This window comes from Pseudomonas sp. Irchel s3a12 (assembly GCF_900187485.1).
Classification (GTDB): Bacteria; Pseudomonadota; Gammaproteobacteria; order Pseudomonadales; family Pseudomonadaceae; genus Aquipseudomonas; species Aquipseudomonas neuropathica.
In genome coordinates, this window is the sequence record NZ_FYDN01000002.1 from 236,809 (window position 1) to 254,102 (window position 17,294).

General features: G+C 59.1%; 16 protein-coding genes, 1 tRNA gene and 1 pseudogene. 10 read left to right on the plus strand and 8 right to left on the minus strand.

Features of this window, described 5'->3' with window-relative positions; translation table 11 throughout:
* Positions 1 to 19 precede the first annotated feature (19 nt).
* Complete coding sequence (locus tag CKW14_RS04680; protein ID WP_176471255.1) at positions 20 to 1,510, plus strand: MDR family MFS transporter; 1,491 nt, start codon at positions 20 to 22, stop codon at positions 1,508 to 1,510.
* A gap of 116 nt (positions 1,511 to 1,626) precedes the next feature.
* Here the strand turns inward: CKW14_RS04680 and uvrB are convergent, their stop codons facing one another.
* Entirely contained in the window at positions 1,627 to 3,642 is a 2,016-nt protein-coding gene (uvrB, locus tag CKW14_RS04685; RefSeq protein WP_007913411.1) for an excinuclease ABC subunit UvrB, read from the minus strand.
* 337 nt (positions 3,643 to 3,979) lie between these two features.
* Between uvrB and CKW14_RS04690 the strand changes: the two genes are divergently transcribed.
* Positions 3,980 to 5,176 (plus strand): amino acid aminotransferase, encoded by a 1,197-nt coding sequence (locus CKW14_RS04690; protein WP_095124833.1) that lies wholly within the window; start codon positions 3,980 to 3,982, stop codon positions 5,174 to 5,176.
* 226 nt (positions 5,177 to 5,402) lie between these two features.
* Entirely contained in the window at positions 5,403 to 5,603 is a 201-nt protein-coding gene (locus CKW14_RS04695) for a hypothetical protein (RefSeq protein ID WP_095047664.1), read from the plus strand.
* Here CKW14_RS04695 and CKW14_RS04700 read toward each other — a convergent pair.
* Positions 5,600 to 5,830 carry a hypothetical protein gene (locus CKW14_RS04700; RefSeq protein ID WP_093432041.1) on the minus strand — a complete coding sequence of 77 codons (231 nt, stop codon included), beginning with the start codon at positions 5,828 to 5,830 and terminating at the stop codon, positions 5,600 to 5,602. The genes CKW14_RS04695 and CKW14_RS04700 overlap by 4 nt on opposite strands.
* Before the next feature lie 220 nt (positions 5,831 to 6,050).
* Here CKW14_RS04700 and CKW14_RS04705 point away from each other — a divergent pair.
* Positions 6,051 to 6,126 (plus strand) — tRNA-Asn (locus CKW14_RS04705).
* Positions 6,127 to 6,354: 228 nt separating this feature from the next.
* Here CKW14_RS04705 and CKW14_RS04710 read toward each other — a convergent pair.
* Positions 6,355 to 7,878: a nucleobase:cation symporter-2 family protein gene (locus CKW14_RS04710; RefSeq protein WP_095047665.1), complete on the minus strand. Its 1,524-nt coding sequence runs from the start codon at positions 7,876 to 7,878 to the stop codon at positions 6,355 to 6,357.
* 210 nt (positions 7,879 to 8,088) lie between these two features.
* Between CKW14_RS04710 and CKW14_RS04715 the strand changes: the two genes are divergently transcribed.
* Genes CKW14_RS04715 through CKW14_RS04725 form a run of 3 tightly spaced genes read left to right on the plus strand, consistent with a single transcriptional unit; the run spans position 8,089 to position 9,807 of the window.
* Positions 8,089 to 8,583 carry a PAAR domain-containing protein gene (locus CKW14_RS04715; RefSeq protein ID WP_095047666.1) on the plus strand — a complete coding sequence of 165 codons (495 nt, stop codon included), beginning with the start codon at positions 8,089 to 8,091 and terminating at the stop codon, positions 8,581 to 8,583.
* Between the two features lie 48 nt (positions 8,584 to 8,631).
* On the plus strand, positions 8,632 to 9,381 hold the full coding sequence (locus CKW14_RS04720; protein ID WP_095047667.1) for a hypothetical protein: 750 nt from the start codon (positions 8,632 to 8,634) through the stop codon (positions 9,379 to 9,381).
* Positions 9,382 to 9,807, plus strand: a complete 426-nt coding sequence (locus CKW14_RS04725) for a DUF4952 domain-containing protein (protein WP_095047668.1) — start codon at positions 9,382 to 9,384, stop codon at positions 9,805 to 9,807.
* Here CKW14_RS04725 and CKW14_RS04730 read toward each other — a convergent pair.
* Positions 9,789 to 10,631: an arylamine N-acetyltransferase gene (locus CKW14_RS04730; protein WP_095047669.1), complete on the minus strand. Its 843-nt coding sequence runs from the start codon at positions 10,629 to 10,631 to the stop codon at positions 9,789 to 9,791. The genes CKW14_RS04725 and CKW14_RS04730 overlap by 19 nt on opposite strands.
* A gap of 101 nt (positions 10,632 to 10,732) precedes the next feature.
* Positions 10,733 to 11,527, minus strand: a complete 795-nt coding sequence (gene xth / locus CKW14_RS04735) for an exodeoxyribonuclease III (protein WP_038363581.1) — start codon at positions 11,525 to 11,527, stop codon at positions 10,733 to 10,735.
* A gap of 129 nt (positions 11,528 to 11,656) precedes the next feature.
* On the opposite strand from xth, the gene CKW14_RS04740 reads away from it, so the two are divergent.
* Positions 11,657 to 12,232, plus strand: coding sequence for a GNAT family N-acetyltransferase (locus CKW14_RS04740; RefSeq protein ID WP_095047671.1), 576 nt, complete (start codon positions 11,657 to 11,659; stop codon positions 12,230 to 12,232).
* A 4-nt stretch (positions 12,233 to 12,236) separates the two neighbouring features.
* Here CKW14_RS04740 and CKW14_RS04745 read toward each other — a convergent pair whose 3' ends face one another.
* The 3 genes and pseudogenes from CKW14_RS04745 to CKW14_RS04755 all read right to left on the minus strand — a co-directional run bounded on the left by CKW14_RS04745 (position 12,237) and on the right by CKW14_RS04755 (position 15,237).
* Positions 12,237 to 13,679: a mechanosensitive ion channel family protein gene (locus tag CKW14_RS04745; protein ID WP_095047672.1), complete on the minus strand. Its 1,443-nt coding sequence runs from the start codon at positions 13,677 to 13,679 to the stop codon at positions 12,237 to 12,239.
* 228 nt (positions 13,680 to 13,907) lie between these two features.
* A pseudogene (locus CKW14_RS04750) lies at positions 13,908 to 14,276 on the minus strand (isochorismatase family protein); the annotation flags it as partial.
* Positions 14,277 to 14,370: 94 nt separating this feature from the next.
* On the minus strand, positions 14,371 to 15,237 hold the full coding sequence (locus tag CKW14_RS04755) for a pirin family protein (RefSeq protein WP_095047673.1): 867 nt from the start codon (positions 15,235 to 15,237) through the stop codon (positions 14,371 to 14,373).
* Between the two features lie 105 nt (positions 15,238 to 15,342).
* On the opposite strand from CKW14_RS04755, the gene CKW14_RS04760 reads away from it, so the two are divergent.
* The gene (locus CKW14_RS04760; protein WP_095047674.1) at positions 15,343 to 16,251 is read left to right on the plus strand and encodes a LysR substrate-binding domain-containing protein; all 909 of its coding nucleotides are present in this window, start codon (positions 15,343 to 15,345) and stop codon (positions 16,249 to 16,251) included.
* A 228-nt stretch (positions 16,252 to 16,479) separates the two neighbouring features.
* Positions 16,480 to 17,283 (plus strand): 2,5-didehydrogluconate reductase DkgB, encoded by an 804-nt coding sequence (gene dkgB / locus CKW14_RS04765; protein ID WP_095047675.1) that lies wholly within the window; start codon positions 16,480 to 16,482, stop codon positions 17,281 to 17,283.
* The last annotated feature ends 11 nt before the right edge of the window (positions 17,284 to 17,294 follow it).

The window sequence follows — 17,294 nt, forward strand, 5'->3', positions numbered from 1 at the left end:
CCGGCGCGATTGGATTGCGGTGATGAGCGTGATGCTCGGAGCCTTTATGGCCGTGCTCGACATCCAGATCACCAACTCGTCACTGAAAGATATTCAGGGTGCACTGTCGGCGACGCTGGAAGAAGGCTCGTGGATTTCCACCTCGTATCTGGTCGCGGAAATCATCATGATTCCGCTGACCGCGTGGCTGGTGCAACTGCTGTCGGCACGACGGCTGGCGGTGTGGGTGTCGCTGGGCTTTCTGGTTTCATCGCTGCTGTGCTCGATGGCCTGGAGCCTGGAGAGCATGATCGTCTTCCGCGCCATGCAGGGTTTTACCGGCGGCGCGCTGATCCCGCTGGCGTTCACCCTGACCTTGATCAAACTCCCCGAACACCACCGCGCCAAAGGCATGGCGATGTTTGCCATGACCGCGACCTTCGCCCCATCCATCGGCCCGACGCTGGGCGGCTGGCTCACGGAAAACTGGGGTTGGGAATACATCTTCTACATCAACATTCCGCCGGGCCTGATCATGATTGCCGGCCTGATGTACGGGCTGGAGAAGAAAGAAGCGCACTGGGAACTGCTGAAAAGCACCGACTACACCGGCATTCTCACGCTGGGGATTGGCCTCGGTTGTCTGCAGGTATTCCTTGAAGAAGGCCATCGCAAGGATTGGCTGGAGTCGAGCCTGATCGTGACCCTGGGCAGCATTGCCCTGCTCAGCCTGATTACCTTTGTGATCGTGCAGATTTCCAAACCGAATCCGCTGATCAATCTGGGCATCCTGCGTAATCGCAATTTCGGTCTGTCGAGTATTTCCAGTCTGGGCATGGGTGTCGGGTTGTACGGTTCAATCTATCTGTTGCCGCTGTATCTGGCGCAGATCCAGAACTACAACGCCCTGCAGATCGGCGAAGTGATCATGTGGATGGGCGTGCCGCAGCTGTTCCTGATTCCGCTGGTGCCCAAACTGATGAAGTTTGTTTCGCCGAAATGGCTGTGCACGATCGGCTTTGGGCTGTTCGGGTTGGCGAGTTTTTCATCGGGGGTGCTCAACCCGGATTTTGCCGGGCCGCAGTTCAATCAGATCCAGATCATTCGAGCGCTGGGGCAGCCGCTGATCATGGTGACCATTTCGCTGATCGCCACGGCTTACATTTTGCCGCAGGATGCGGGGTCGGCGTCGAGTCTGTTCAATATTCTGCGTAACCTCGGCGGTGCGATCGGGATTGCTTTGTTGGCGACGCTTCTGGATGCGCGCACCAAGACTTACTTCGATTATTTGCGCGAGGCGGTGGTGCCGACCAATCCGCAGGTGGCCGAGCGGTTGGCGTCGATGACTGATCGGTTTGGCAGTGATACGGCGGCGTTGGGCAAGCTGAGCGAGATCGTCCATCAGCAGGCGGCGATCATGGCTTACAACGATGCGTTTCACTTTGTCGGGATTGCGCTGGGGATCAGCATGTTGGCGATTTTGTTGACCAAGAAATTGCCGCAAGGGCTGAAGGCTGGGGAGTCCCACTAACTGCAACTGATCGTTCCCATGCTCCGCGTGGGAATGACTCCGGCGACGCTCTGCGTCACAGCGGACGCGGAGCGTCCGGGGCTGCATTCCCACGCAGAGCGTGGGAACGATCCTCCTTACACAGCCAAAAGCCGTTCGCGCAGTTTGGCAATCTCGTCGCGCATCTGCGCCGCCGCTTCAAACTCCAGATCCCGCGCCAGCTGATACATCTTCTCTTCCAGCGCACGAATACGCTTGGTGATCTCGCTCGGCGAACGCAGTTCTGCTTCGTACTTGGCGTTCTCTTCGGCGGCTTTGGCCATGCCTTTGCGCTTCTTGCTGCGCGAACCCGGCACGGTGGCGCCTTCCATGATGTCGGCGACGTCCTTGATCACCCCGCGCGGAGTGATGCCGTTTTCCAGGTTGAAGGCGATCTGCTTGTCGCGACGCCGCTCGGTTTCGCCAATCGCCCGCTCCATCGAACCAGTCATCCGATCGGCGTAAAGAATCGCCCGACCATTGAGGTTACGCGCCGCCCGGCCGATGGTCTGAATCAGCGAACGCTCGGAACGCAGAAAGCCTTCTTTGTCGGCGTCGAGGATCGCCACCAGCGACACTTCCGGCATGTCCAGGCCTTCACGCAGCAAGTTGATCCCGACCAGCACATCAAAGGTACCGAGGCGCAGATCACGGATGATTTCCACGCGCTCAACGGTGTCGATATCCGAGTGCAGATAACGCACGCGCACGCCGTGATCGGCGAGGTAATCGGTAAGGTCTTCGGCCATGCGTTTGGTCAGCGTGGTGACCAGCACCCGCTCCTCGACCGCCACGCGTTTGCTGATTTCCGAGAGCAGATCGTCGACCTGAGTCAGCGCCGGACGCACTTCAACCTGCGGGTCGACCAGGCCAGTCGGCCGCACCACTTGCTCAACCACCCGCCCGGCGTGCTCGGCTTCGTAGTTGCCCGGCGTCGCCGAGACGAAAATGGTCTGCGGGCTGACCCCTTCCCACTCGTCAAACCGCATCGGCCGGTTGTCCAGCGCCGACGGCAAACGGAAGCCGTATTCAACGAGGGTTTCCTTACGCGAACGGTCGCCCTTATACATCGCGCCGACCTGCGGCACGCTGACGTGGGATTCGTCGATCACCAGCAAAGCATCGGCCGGCAGATAATCGTAGAGCGTTGGCGGCGCCGCGCCGGCCGGGCGACCGGACAGGTAGCGCGAGTAGTTCTCGATGCCGTTGCAATAACCCAACTCGAGGATCATCTCCAGGTCGAAACGGGTGCGCTGTTCAAGACGCTGGGCTTCGACCAGTTTGTTGTTGCTGCGCAGGTATTCGAGGCGTTCCTGCAATTCGACCTTGATGTGTTCGATGGCGTCGAGCAGGGTTTCGCGTGGCGTTACATAGTGGCTCTTCGGGTAAAAGGTGAAGCGCGGCATCTTGCGGATGACTTCGCCGGTCAGCGGGTCGAACGCGGAAATGCTTTCGACCTCGTCATCGAACAGCTCGATGCGGATCGCTTCCAGATCGGATTCCGCCGGATAGATGTCGATCACGTCGCCGCGCACACGGAAAGTCGCGCGGGCAAAGTCCATGTCATTGCGCGTGTATTGCAAGTCGGCCAGCCGCCGCAGCAGCGCACGCTGATCGAGTTTGTCGCCGCGATCGACGTGCAGCACCATCTTCAAATAGGTTTCCGGGCTACCCAGACCGTAGATGCACGACACCGTGGTGACGATGATCGCGTCTTTACGTTCCAGCAACGCTTTGGTTGCGGACAGGCGCATCTGCTCGATGTGGTCGTTGATCGACGCATCCTTCTCGATGAAGGTGTCGGACGACGGCACATAGGCTTCGGGCTGGTAGTAGTCGTAGTAGGAAACAAAATACTCGACGGCGTTATTCGGGAAGAACGCCTTGAACTCACCGTACAGCTGCGCAGCAAGGGTCTTGTTCGGCGCCAGCACCAGGGTCGGGCGCTGAATCTGCGAAATGACATTGGCGATGCTGAAGGTCTTGCCCGAGCCGGTCACACCGAGCAGCGTCTGGTGCGCCAGCCCGGCCTCGATGCCCTCCACCAATTGGCGGATGGCTTCTGGCTGGTCGCCGGCGGGCTCGAAGCGGGTGACGAGCTGGAATTCGGACATATACACCTCTGGGATCGCGGCATTCCGAGCAAAGCGGAACACCACGGGGACGACCGCAAACGACCGGTGTCGCGCAAGAAAAAACCTGGATTGTGCTCAATGTGGTGGCGATTGCCTCACCTTTCAAGGCAAACGTCCTACATCCGGTAAAGACTCTGACACGAGCAGTCGACTAACGGTCAAGAAATAATCGGAAAAACTTACCCTAAAAGCCGAATCGCCTGTCGCCATTATTCAGTAATGGCCTCTATACTAGCTCCCCGTTTGTGCACCGCTCTAGTGCATCCGGCTGGAGCGCGACACGTCCCTCCATTCTCCATTCAGAGCCGCCGCAATAATGAGCCTGTTCTCCGCTGTCGAAATGGCACCCCGCGATCCAATCCTGGGCCTCAACGAAGCATTCAACGCCGATACCCGGACCACCAAGGTCAACCTGGGCGTGGGTGTTTACTGCAACGAAGAGGGGCGAATTCCACTTCTGCGCGCCGTGATCGAAGCCGAAACCGTTCGCGCCGCTCAACACGCTTCGCGCGGCTACCTGCCGATCGATGGTATCGCCGCCTACGACCAGGCCGTGCAAAAGCTGCTGTTCGGCAACGACTCGCCGCTGATCAGCGCCGGTCGCGTCATCACCACTCAGGCCGTCGGCGGGACCGGCGCACTGAAGATCGGTGCCGACTTCCTCAAGCAACTGCTGCCGAACGCCGTTGTGGCGATCAGTGACCCAAGCTGGGAAAACCACCGCGCCCTGTTCGAAACCGCCGGTTTCCCGGTGCAGAACTACCGTTACTACGACGCAGCCAGCCACGATGTGAATCGTGCCGGCATGCTCGACGACCTCAACGCCCTGCCGAACGGCTCGATCGTTGTCCTGCACGCCTGCTGCCACAACCCGACCGGCGTCGACCTGACCCCGGCGGACTGGAACAACGTGCTGGAAGTGGTTAAAGCCAAAGGTCACGTGCCGTTCCTCGACATGGCCTATCAAGGCTTTGGCGACGGCATCGATGAAGACGCCGCGGCCGTGCGCCTGTTCGCTGAGTCCGGTCTGACTTTCTTCGTTTCGAGCTCGTTCTCCAAATCGTTCTCGCTGTACGGCGAGCGCGTTGGTGCGCTGTCGATCATCAGCGAATCGAAAGAAGAAAGCGCGCGCGTGCTGTCGCAGGTCAAGCGTGTGATCCGCACCAACTACTCCAACCCGCCGACCCACGGCGCAAGCATCGTTGCAGCTGTATTGAACAGCCCGGAACTGCGTGCACAATGGGAAGCCGAGCTGGCGGAAATGCGTCTGCGCATTCGCGGCATGCGCGAGCAGATGGTTGCCCTGCTGGCAGAGAAAGCCCCGGGCCGCGACTTCAGCTTCGTCGGTCGTCAGCGCGGCATGTTCTCCTACTCAGGCCTGACCACTGAACAAGTGCATCGCCTGCGTAACGAGTTCGGCATCTACGCCCTGGACACCGGCCGCATCTGCGTGGCTGCGCTGAACCAGAGCAACATCAAGGCGGTAACGGATGCGATTGTTCAGGTCATCTGATTTCGCACTGTGATGAAAAACGGGAAGCCTTGGGGCTTCCCGTTTTTTATTTGTCCCGGATAACGCCCCATACCCTCTAGACTGCACACAAATCCAAAATGTAGGAGTTAGCCTGCTCGCGATAGCGGCGTGTCAGGTAATGAAGCTTCGACTGACACGACGCTATCGCGAGCAGGCGAAGGCCTACAGGTTTTGTGTACACCCGAGATTTCTGAAGAGACCCAATATGAAAAACGACAACCTGCGCGCCGACCGTGACGATCTGGATGATTTCATCCCCCGCGCATCGGCCAAGCGCGAAAAGAGCCTGGTACTGCAAGTCGCCGCCGGGGTGTTCCTGGGTGGCCTGGTCCTGTGGCTGGTGCAACTGGCCGCCACCGCGGCTTACGCCAAACTGATGATGGGCACCATCACCTTCGGCAGTTAAGCCAGTTCGATCGCACGCTGACTCGCGGCGTCGTCATAAACGACGTACAGCGATTCGGCGATCTGACTCTTGATCGCCTTGGTGCTTTCAAGACCCAGGACGAAGCCTTCGGCCTTGCCACCGGCGCGGTTCAATTCCTCAGCGGTGCTGGCCTGGGTGATTGCATCGAAGAGTTTTTCGGCGTGAGGGCCAACGCCCTTGGGTAGGCTGATTTGCGCGATGCTCATGCGAACACCTCGCTGTTGCGGGATAAATGGTTCATGACGCAGACCTTTTTCGGCGAATGGCCGGCAGCGCGTGTGACCACTTCCGGGCGCCCATGGTAGACCTCTACCGCAGTTCTGGTAACCGCCAATCGCTGACAAGTCACCGTTCGTCCCGAGGATTCAGCTAATTTTACAACCGGCGCTTGACTTCTCTTTTTGAATCAGTAACATACGCACCAATTCCGCAATAGCTCAGTTGGTAGAGCAAATGACTGTTAATCATTGGGTCCCTGGTTCGAGTCCAGGTTGTGGAGCCAAATAGCAAAGCCCCTGAATCGAAAGATTCAGGGGCTTTTTTGTGGGCGCTCGAAAAGATCTGAAGATCGCAGCCTTCGGCAGCTCCTACAGATTCAGCGTTCATCCGCAGAATCGGCGGAGCATGAGATCTGTGTAGGAGCTGCCGAAGGCTGCGATCTTTTGATCTTGAAATGAAAAAGGGCCGATCTGTGTGTAATAGATCGGCCCTTTTTGTTTAGAGACAGCCGTCAGACGTGCTCGCTACTCTTTACCTGCACCTTCGACGCACCCTGCCCATGATCGTGATCATCAGGCTCAATGACCGGCACTTCCTTGCCATCGCAGTCATGCAGCTTGCCGTCGCTGAAGTAATCGCCTTCACGCAGCGCCGCCAAGTCGCGATAGCGCAGGGTCCGCTCTTCCGCCGCCGCAAACACCGACTGCTGATCCGAGTTACCGGCGGTGAAGTGGTTGAAAGCCAGGTTGAGCAGGATCGCCATGATCGCCGACGAGCTGATGCCCGAGTGGAAAATGGTCGCGAACCAGCTTGGGAAGTGATCGTAGAAGTTCGGTGCGGCAATCGGGATCATGCCGAAACCGATCGAAGTGGCGACGATGATCAGGTTGACGTTGTTGCGGTAATCAACCTTCGACAGCGTACGGATACCGCTCGCTGCCACCGTGCCGAACAGCACGATACCGGCGCCGCCGAGTACCGACGTCGGCACTGCTGCGATAACCCGGCCCATGAACGGCAGCAGACCAAGAATCACCAGGAAGATACCGCCAGTAGCGACCACGTAACGGCTCTTGATCCCGGTAACCGCCACCAGCCCGACGTTCTGGGCGAAGGCGCTCTGGGTGAACGAACCGAAAATCGGCGCAAACATGCTCGACAGCATGTCTGCCCGCAGGCCATTGCCCAGGCGTTTGGAATCGACCTTGGTGCCGATGATTTCACCGACCGCAAGAATGTCCGCCGAAGTTTCCACCAGGGTCACCATGACCACGATGCACATCGACAGAATTGCGGCGAAGTGGAAGGTCGGCATGCCGAAATGGAACGGCGTCGGGAAGCCAAACATCGGCCCCGTGGTGACGCTGGAGAAATCCGCCATGCCAAGGAACACCGCCAGCACCGTGCCGATCACCATGGCCAACAGGATCGACAGACGCGAGATGGTCGAGCTGCCGACCTTGCTCAGCAGCAACACCAGCACCAGCGTGACCGCCGCCAGACCGATGTTCTGCATGCTGCCGAAGTCCGGCGCATGGCTGTTGCCGCCCATGGCCCAGCGTGCGGCCACCGGCATCAGCGTCAAGCCGATGGTGGTGATCACGATGCCGGTGACCAGCGGCGGGAAGAACTTGGTGATTCGCGAGAACACCGGCGTAATCAATAAGCCGATCAAGGACGCGGCAATCACTGCGCCAAGCACCGACTGGAAGCCGCCCTCCCCGCCACTGCTGACGATCGCGACCATGGTCGCCACACCGGAGAACGACACGCCCTGCACCAGCGGCAACTGACAACCAAAAAACGGTAGACCCAGGGTTTGCAGCAGCGTCGCCAGCCCCCCCGCAAACAATGAAGCAGCAATCAGCAAACCAATGTCCGCCGGCGACAGGCCGGCCGCCTGGCCGATGATCAGTGGCACCGCAACGATACCGCCGTACATGGTCAGAACATGTTGCAGGCCGTAAGCCATATTCGCGCCGACCCCGAGATTTTCGTCCTCGGGCCGTTGGTGTGAAACATGGGGCGTTTTCATGGTGGGGGGTTCCCTGGTTTTTGTTATGCGCACACTGTATTCAAAACTCGCGACAAGTGTCCATGGTTTTGTATACAAAATATCAGGCACGGGTTACTCGTCACTCAAACGGCCTGATGTCTTGAGTACCCCCTCATCACGTGGCACGATCAGAAGCCATGCTGTACGGACCAACGGATGCCCCCAGCCGGGCAAGAAAAGGAAGTCACCATGAGTGGAAAACCCGCTGCACGCGCCACAGACGCCACAACATGCCCTGCCCATGCGGCGCAGAAAATAGTTGCCGGTTCTCCCGACGTATTCTTCGATGGTCTGCCTGCCGCGCGCCTTGGCGATCCAGCCTCTTGCGGCAGCGCCATCAGCGGCAACATTTCCGCAACCGTCTTCATCAACGGTAAAAACGCCGCCACCCAAGGCAGTCAGGGCAGCCACGGCGACGTTATCGTCGGCGGTTCCGGCACCGTCATCATTGGCCAGAGTGGTGGTGGCGCGCCGATCAGTCCCGTTCCGCCGATCAACTTGGGTTTCGATGAACAGTTCACGTTACTGGACGCCGACGGCGAGCCTGTCCCCGACTTTGCTTACAAAATCACCACCGCGTCTGGCAAGGTAATCCGTGGCGTCACCAATGAGCGCGGACTGACCCAGAGAGTATCGACCCGAGCGAGCGAACTGCTGCATCTGGAGCCTGACGACCTGGCCTGAACAGGAAGAACCAGTGGCTGAATTCACCTGAAAGGAGTTGTAACCAGCATGGCGCAGGCAATCCTCAGCAATAACCGGGCTCCCTCGAATCGACAGGGTGGCAGTACGCATCCCGCAGCCGTTGTCACCAAATACACCAAACGAGCCGACGAAAACGGCTGGCTGAGTGTAAAACTCGAACCAAAAGGCACGCTCATCGCCCTCTGCGAATACACCAAAGTGACCTTCACCAAAGAGTCCGGTGGTCGAACCTACTTCCGGATTGCCGACGGCAATTCGGAGTTCGTCGGGCAGACGGCCAGCCTGAAAACCGAAAATGCCTTGAAGTACCTGATGGATACCCCGCCAACGGCGCCGGCCACCGTCAAGGTCAAGTACACCGGTGCACCGGTTCATGCGGTCTCGGAATTTAAAGGCAAACTCCTGCAGCAATGGGCACAGGTCAGTTTCAATGGCAAAACGGCGAAGGTGACGCTGAACAGCCAGTGGGGCGGCGAATTTACCCCGATCCCTCCCGGACGCCACCGGATCATGGCCCCGGACCGCTCCCACGGAAATATCTCCACGGATGGCTACAAGGCACAAGGTAATCTGCATTGCACCGACGTCTGGTTTCCAATCGAACTGCAAGGCACAAAAGGCAACAGCAGTCGTTACATCCACGTCGGTCATTTGTCCGACGGCTGTGTCACCTTTTATGAGCTGATCAAATGGAACGACATCTACGACTACCTGATCTGCCGGCGAGTTAAAGGTGAAGGCGGGAAATATGTCGGTGAATTGCTGGTGGAGAAATAATTGAAACGGTTGCTACTTATCCGATTAATACCCGCGCTGTTGCTGGTCGTTGCCAACAGCGCCAGTGCCGACTTTGGCTGTGATGACTTTCTGTCGAAGCTCGCAGACAAGCCATCGTTTGTTGAATTCAAAGGCTGCACACAGGCGCTTGACCGCATGGGCCAGCCATTTTCCGCCAGCTATGAAGTGTCCGGGGCCAATGCTTCGAAAGCCGAACAGTACCTTGAACAGCACTTCGGGATTTCGCCGATCACGCGCGCCTGTTGTGTCTGGGACTCGACCCAAAATGGTTTCAGAGACCCGGCAACAGGCATCAACTACCTCATCAGCATTGGCTCAGAGGAGACAGAGGTCAGGCAACGGGAGTCGTGGGCCAAGATCAATCTGTTCACGATCCAGGTCGATGCTTACGCTGAAGATCCCTGACCAGACTCGATAAGGCGTCCTAGCACCGGCCTCAACAACTCCGGGCTCGCGACCCGAATCCCGAACTCAACCTCAAGCAGACCGAGTAGATCCCCGGCGTCCGCGATATCACGCCGCTCGCTCTCGGCGCCCATGCGGTGAACAGCGAAGCTGCCGTTGTTCAGCGTCTTGCGCCAGCCCTCACCGGTGCGCGCAACCATCAGGCGCTGACTGAACGGTGACTCAGGATGGGTCGAGACGTACCAGTTGCCAATGGTGTAATCGATGTCTTCCTGGCGTTGCAGGTCGAACAGGTACATCGGCCGCCATTCACCCGCCACGTTGGCACGCAGCATGTAGCCGTCGGCCTGTTTCTCAATGCGATAAGGTTCGTGAGGCGTTGGTTGCTCAGTCTCGGTGTCAAGGAGCAGCGGTGCAGTCGGCACCATGCCACCGAAGCCGACATCTGTGATGTAGCGCACGTCGTCGATAGTCACCAGACTCAAACGGTGTGTGCGCGCTGTCCAGCTGCCTTCGGGCTGATTCATTACCACGCGCCCGCTGATGGCCCGAGCGTCGAAGCCCAGTTCCAGCAACAGGGCAAAGAACAAGTTATTCAGTTCATAGCAGTAACCGCCGCGCCCACCGAGCAGGACTTTCTCTTCAATGGACGGCAGATCGATCAACACCGGCGCGCCGGTAATCGTCGCAAGATTCTCGAAAGGGAACACGCCGGTATGGCGCAGTTGCAGCAAGCGCAGGGTCACCAGTGTCGGTTCCGGTGGCGTTTCAAAACCCAGACGTTGCAGGTACAGCTTCAGATTCGTCAGGCGGGGCTCACTCATTGCTCGATCCTTATGCATGGGGCCGCAGGTCACTGCGTTGATGGTCGCCATGTATACGGGATCAGGCACTGTTTTCGACAATTGATTTCGCCAATCGCCCGCTAGCGCTTCTTGCGGGAACCGATGCGAATCCACGTCGGCGCATGGTCGCTGGCGTGCGGTTCATTGCGCACCCAGGCGTCTACGCCGGCTTCATGCAGATAAGGACTCAGCGCCGGGTTGAGCAGCAGATGATCGATGCGCAGACCGGAGTTGGTTTGCCAATGCTGCCGAAAGTAATCCCAAAACGTATAGAGCCGATCCTCGGGATACAGATGCCGCAGCGAATCGGTCCAGCCCTGATCGAGCAAGCGCTGATAACACTCGCGGCTCTCGGGTTGCAGCAGCGCATCCTTGAGCCAGGAGCGAGTGTTGTAGATGTCCATGTCGGTGGGCACGACGTTGTAGTCGCCGGCCAGCACCACCGGGTGATCGCTGCTTTGCAGGTCTTTGGCGTAGCTGATCAATCGTTCAAACCAGGCCAGTTTGTAATCGAATTTCGGCCCCGGCTGCGGGTTGCCGTTGGGCAGGTATAGGCAACCGACCAACACGCCATGCACCGCCGCTTCCAGATAACGACTGTGCTTGTCATCAGGGTCGCCGGGCAGTCCGCGGCGGCTCTCCAGCGGTTGCGCGTCACGGGCGAGAATCGCCACGCCGTTCCACGCGGCCTGGCCCTGCCAGATTGCGCCGTAACCGGCGGCTTCCAGTTCGGCGGCGGGAAACGCCGTGTCGACGGATTTGAGTTCTTGCAGGCAGGCGATGTCCGGCTGCTCGCGCTTGAGCCAATCCAGCAGGTTCGGCAGACGTGCGCGTAAACCGTTGACGTTGTAAGTGGCGATTCGCAGGTTTTTCATCGGCTGAGGCTCCTGCCCAAGGGCTGTAAAAATTGTGACCCCGTGATCATCGCGCCGGTTGCATCGGATCATTCTCGTGCGGCGTAATGGGCACTCGCCTTTTGCCCGCACTGCCGAGACCGGAATCCCATGCAAACCACGCTGCAAGGTCAGCGCATCCTCTTGCGCCCGCTCCAGTATTCAGATGCCGACGCCCTGCTCCACGCTGCCGCTGACGGCGAGTTGTGGAACCTCACCGTCACCGTGGTGCCTTCGCCCAGCACTGTCGACAGTTATCTGAAAAAGGCACTCGATGGCCGTGACGCCGGCACGGTGATGCCGTTCGTGATCGTGTTGAAAGATAGCGGCCAAGTCATCGGCTCGACGCGCTTCTGGAAGATCGACCCGCTCAATCGCAAACTGGAAATCGGCAGCAGCTGGATCTCCGCGAGCTGGCAGAAATCCTTCGTCAACACCGAAGCCAAATACCTGATGCTGCGTCACGCCTTCGAAGTGCTCGACTGCGTGCGCGTGCAGTTCACCACCGACGAGAACAACCAGAAGTCGCGCAACGCGATCCTGCGGCTTGGCGCGCAGCAGGAAGGTATTGTCCGCCACGAGCGGATCATGCCGGACGGGCGCAAGCGCAACTCGGTGCGCTTCAGCATCATCGATGACGAATGGCCACAGGTGCGTCTGCACCTGGAACAGAAACTCGCTACCTGACCCTTCAGGCGCGATTACGCAGCCACTGCAAAAAGCCTCTTTTGGGTACAACCGCCGGCGCTTCCTCGGTCAGGGATTGCGCCTTGTGCAGGCGGAAATCGAGCAGCGTCTGCATCGCGTCGTGGATGTCATGACGCGCATCGAGGCACGGTTTAAGGTACGACTTCTCGATGCGATACAACGCGCAAAAGGTCTTCGCCGAAAAGTCCGCCGGCAACGCGGTATCGGACAAGATTCCTGCCTCGCCAATCACCTCGCCCGGCCCCATGCGCCCGGACTCGAACGGTGTACCGTGGCGCTTCAACGTCACCGACACCACACCGGACTCGATAATGAACAAGTGATCGCTGACCTCCCCGCCCGCCAGAATGACTTCGCCGGCGCGGAAGGTTTGCAGGCTCATGTTCTGGCTGAAGGTGTCCTTCTCTTCCTGGCGCAGGGTTGAGAAAATCGGCGAGCTGTCGAGCAACGCCCGGGGCCGCGACAGGTTGGTCGGCGCAGCACTTTCATCGCTCGACAGCAGATTGACCCCGGAGGCCTGCAAGTGCCGATAGGCCAGATCGAACAACTGATTGCGCACCACCCGTTTCTCGCCCATTGAGGCGACGAAACCGCTGATCTCGTATTCCGCGCCACTGCTGCCGGAGCTTTTCAGTGCGACGCTCGGCGCAGGTATGTCGAGCAACTGGCGACAGCCCTGCATCGCCCGCTCCAGCGCATCGATCACCGAATTGGGCCGCGCATGCGGGCTTACCTGCACGCTGACCGCGACACCAAACATATTGCTCGGCCGGCTGAAATTGATGATCTTGGCCTTGGCCGCCAGCGAGTTGGGGATCACCGCCATGCTGCCCTGACTGGTTTGCAGGCGCGTGGCGCGCCAGTCGATATCGGTAACCCGGCCTTCGGTGCCGTCGATGGAAATCCAGTCATCGAGTTGATAAGGCTTGGTGGTGTTGAGGACGATCCCGGAAAACACATCGCTGAGCGTGCTCTGCAAGGCCAGACCGACAATGATCGCCAACGCCCCGGAGGTCGCCAGTACGCCTTTGACCGGCAGATCCAGCACATAGGCCAGCGCCGCGATGATCGCGATGAGGAAAATCACCGCGCCGAGCAAGTCCTGCAACAACCGCCCGGTGTGGCCGACCCGCTGCATCATCACCGCGCCGATCAACACCGTCAGGGTGCGCGCACCGAACAGCCACCAGCCAATCTGCAGGCCAGTCGCCGCTAGGTGCAGCGGCACGTTGTCGGCCCACGGCGCCGGCTCCATGGGATTGAGGCCTTCGTTGAACAGCAGCACGCTGAACAGGCTGAAAATCAGCACCCGCACCAGCAGTTTCCACTCGCTGCCATGGGAACTGATCAGACGCCATAAACCCAGATCGAGGAGGATCAGGATCAACGCGCAGAACAACGGATGTTCGGTGAGCAGAGACAGCATCAAACAACTCCGACGGGGGCCAATCGCGAGAAGATCGCACAGATTGAGCAAGTGTAGGAGCAATTGATTTCAGAGGATGAACCCGCCCGCAAAAACACCACAAAACCCATGTAGGAGTGAGCCTGCTCGCGATGGCAGGGTATCAGTCAAAGAGAGTTCGACTGACACTCCGCCATCGCGAGCAGGCTCACTCCTACATTTATTGCATAGGACTTGAGTTATGTACCGTTAGTCGGTGCTGTAGCTGGTCATCAGGTTGCGGTAATCCGGGATGTGATTGGAGAACAACGTGCCCAGCCCTTCGATGTCGTTGCGCCAGTCGCGGTGCAGCTCGCAGGCCAGACCGAACCAGGTCATCAATTGCGCGCCAGCGCTGGACATGCGGTTCCACGCCGATTCACGGGTCAGTTCGTTGAATGTGCCGGAGGCGTCCGTCACCACGAACACATCGAAGCCCTCTTCCAGCGCCGACAGCGCCGGGAACGCCACGCAAACCTCAGTCACCACACCGGCAATGATCAATTGCTTCTTGCCAGTGGCCTTGATCGCCTTGACGAAATCTTCGTTGTCCCAGGCGTTGATCTGGCCCGGACGGGCGTGTTCATGGGCGTTTCCTCTTTTCTATTGGCAACAGCCATCCCTGGCCTGCGAACCGGCCTACGCGTCCTGTGTAGAGCGCAGTGGTGGTGCGTTAAGCGTGCATCTGACCGAAGCGGCCGGACTGGAAGTCGGCGAAGGCCTGGTGGATTTCCTGCTCGGTGTTCATCACGAACGGGCCGTGGCCGACGATCGGTTCGTCGATCGGCTCGCCGCTGAGCAGCAACACCACCGCGTCCTGGCTGGCTTCGAGTGTCAGTTGATGGCCGTCACGCTCGAACAGCGCCAACTGCCCTTCACGCACCGATTCCACACCGTTGACCTGCACCGAACCTTTGAGCACCACCAGCGCGGTGTTGCGGCCTTCGTGCAAATCCAGCGTCAGCAACTTGCCGGCGTTCAGGCGCAGATCCCACACATCAATCGGTGTGAAAGTCCGCGACGGGCCGGTGTGGCCATCGAACTCACCGGCGATCAGGCGCAGGCGACCGGCGTTGTCCTTGAGCGCAATGCTCGGGATGTCGCTGTCGAGAATGGTCTGGTAGCCCGGCGCGGCCATTTTGTCTTTGGCCGGCAGGTTGACCCACAACTGGACCATTTCCAGTTTGCCGCCGGTTTTGGCGAAGTTTTCCGAATGGAATTCCTCGTGGAGGATCCCGGAAGCCGCAGTCATCCATTGCACATCGCCCGGGCCGATCACACCGCCACTACCGGTCGAATCGCGGTGCTGAACCTCGCCTTCATAAACAATAGTCACGGTTTCGAAACCACGGTGCGGATGCTGACCAACGCCACGCCGTTCGATGGTCGGGGTGAAATCGGCTGGACCGGCGTGATCGAGCAGCAGGAACGGGCTGATGTGTTTGCCCAGGTTGTCGTAGGAAAACAGCGTGCGAACCGGGAAACCATCGCCGACCCAATGGCCGCGCGGGCTGGTGTAGATACCGATGATGTTTTTCATGGTTGTCTCCAATTTGGGTGAGTGACGCGATGGATCAAGCTTAAATCCATGACCATTAATGCACTAGACTGCAAAAATCAGCCTTAGCGTTCTATATGGAGAACGATGGTGGAAGACCTCAACACCCTTTACTACTTTACCCAAGTGGTCGAACATCATGGTTTCGCCGCCGCCGGGCGCGCACTGGACATGCCCAAATCGAAGCTCAGCCGACGGATTTCCGAACTGGAAGAACGCCTTGGCGTGCGCTTGCTTCACCGCACCAGCCGCCATTGTTCGTTGACCGAAATCGGTCAGGCCTATTACCAGCGCTGCCTGGCCATGCGCGTCGAAGCCGAAAGCGCCGCCGAGCTGATCGAACGCAACCGCTCCGAACCGCAGGGACTGGTGCGCCTGAGTTGCCCGACAGCGCTGCTCAACTCGTGGGTCGGGCCGATGCTCACCCGTTACATGCTCAAATACCCGCTAGTGGAATTGTTTATCGAGAGCACCAACCGCCGCGTCGATCTGCTGCACGAAGGCTTCGACATTGCCTTGCGCGTGCGTTTTCCGCCGCTGGAGAACACCGACATGGTCATGAAGGTGCTGGGCAACAGCACGCAATCGGTGGTCGGCAGCCCGCAGTTTGTCGAACGCCTGTCGTCACCGCCCTCACCTGCCGACCTCAACGGCTTGCCGAGCCTGCACTGGGGCGCGGCGCAGCGCGAATATCAATGGGAGCTGCTCGGGCCGAATGACAACACGGCACTGATTCGCCATACGCCACGCATGGTCACCGATGATTTGATTGCCCTGCGTCAGGCGGTGATTGCCGGCGTTGGCGTGGCGCATTTGCCGAGTGTGGTGGTGCGTGAGGACATTGCGGCCGGTCGTGTGGTGGAGTTGATTCCCGGTTGGGCGCCGAAGTGCGGCGTAGTGCATGCGATTTTCCCTTCGCGGCGCGGGTTATTGCCGTCGGTGCGCACGTTGATTGATTTTCTCGGCGAGGAATTTGCCCACAGTGACATTGCCTGAATCGGTGGTGCGCCCTTCGCGAGCAGGCTCGCTCCCACAAGGATTTTGTGAACACCACAGATCTCCTGTGGAAGCGAGCCTGCTCGCGAAGAGGCCAGCCCGGACAACACAAATCCTGAAAATGATTCATGACTTCTGATCAACAGTGCTTTGCCCCGCCAGCGGTTTTTCTCAACGATGCAGACGCCGATACTCCTGCCCATTCCCACTGCAACCCTGGAGTTTTTCATGTCTGTTCCCGCTTTTGGTCTGGGTACATTTCGCCTGCAAGGCCAGGTCGTCATTGATTCGGTGAGCACCGCTCTCGAACTCGGCTACCGGGCCATCGACACCGCGCAAATCTACGAAAACGAAGCCGACGTCGGCGAGGCCATCGCAGCCAGCGGCATACCGCGCGAAGAGCTGTTCATCACCAGCAAGATCTGGGTCGCCAACTTCGCCCAGGATCGCTTGATCGACAGCCTCAAGGAAAGCCTGCAAAAACTGCAGACCGACTACCTCGACCTGACGCTGATTCACTGGCCGTCGCCGGAAAACCAAGTGCCGGTCGAAGAGTTTATGGGCGCCCTGCTCGAAGCCAAGCGTCTGGGCCTGACCCGACAGATCGGTGTTTCCAACTTCACCATCGAGCTGATGCAACAGGCGATCGCGGCGGTCGGTGCCGACAACATCGCTACTAATCAGATTGAACTGCACCCGTACCTGCAAAACCGCAAAGTGGTCGAGTTCGCCCAGAGCCAAGGCATCCACATCACCTCGTACATGACCCTCGCCTACGGCGAAGTGCTGCAAGATCCGCTGATCCAGCAGATCGCCCAGCGCCTGCAAGCCACCCCGGCGCAAATCACCCTGGCCTGGGCCATGCAGTCTGGCTACGCGGTGATTCCGTCGTCGACCAAGCGCGCCAACCTGCAAAGCAACCTTACCGCTACAGCGCTGACACTGAGCGACGCCGATATGGCGCTGATTGCCACGCTTGATCGCGACCATCGCCTGACCAGCCCGAAAGGCATCGCGCCGCACTGGGACTGAGCCGGCGCCCG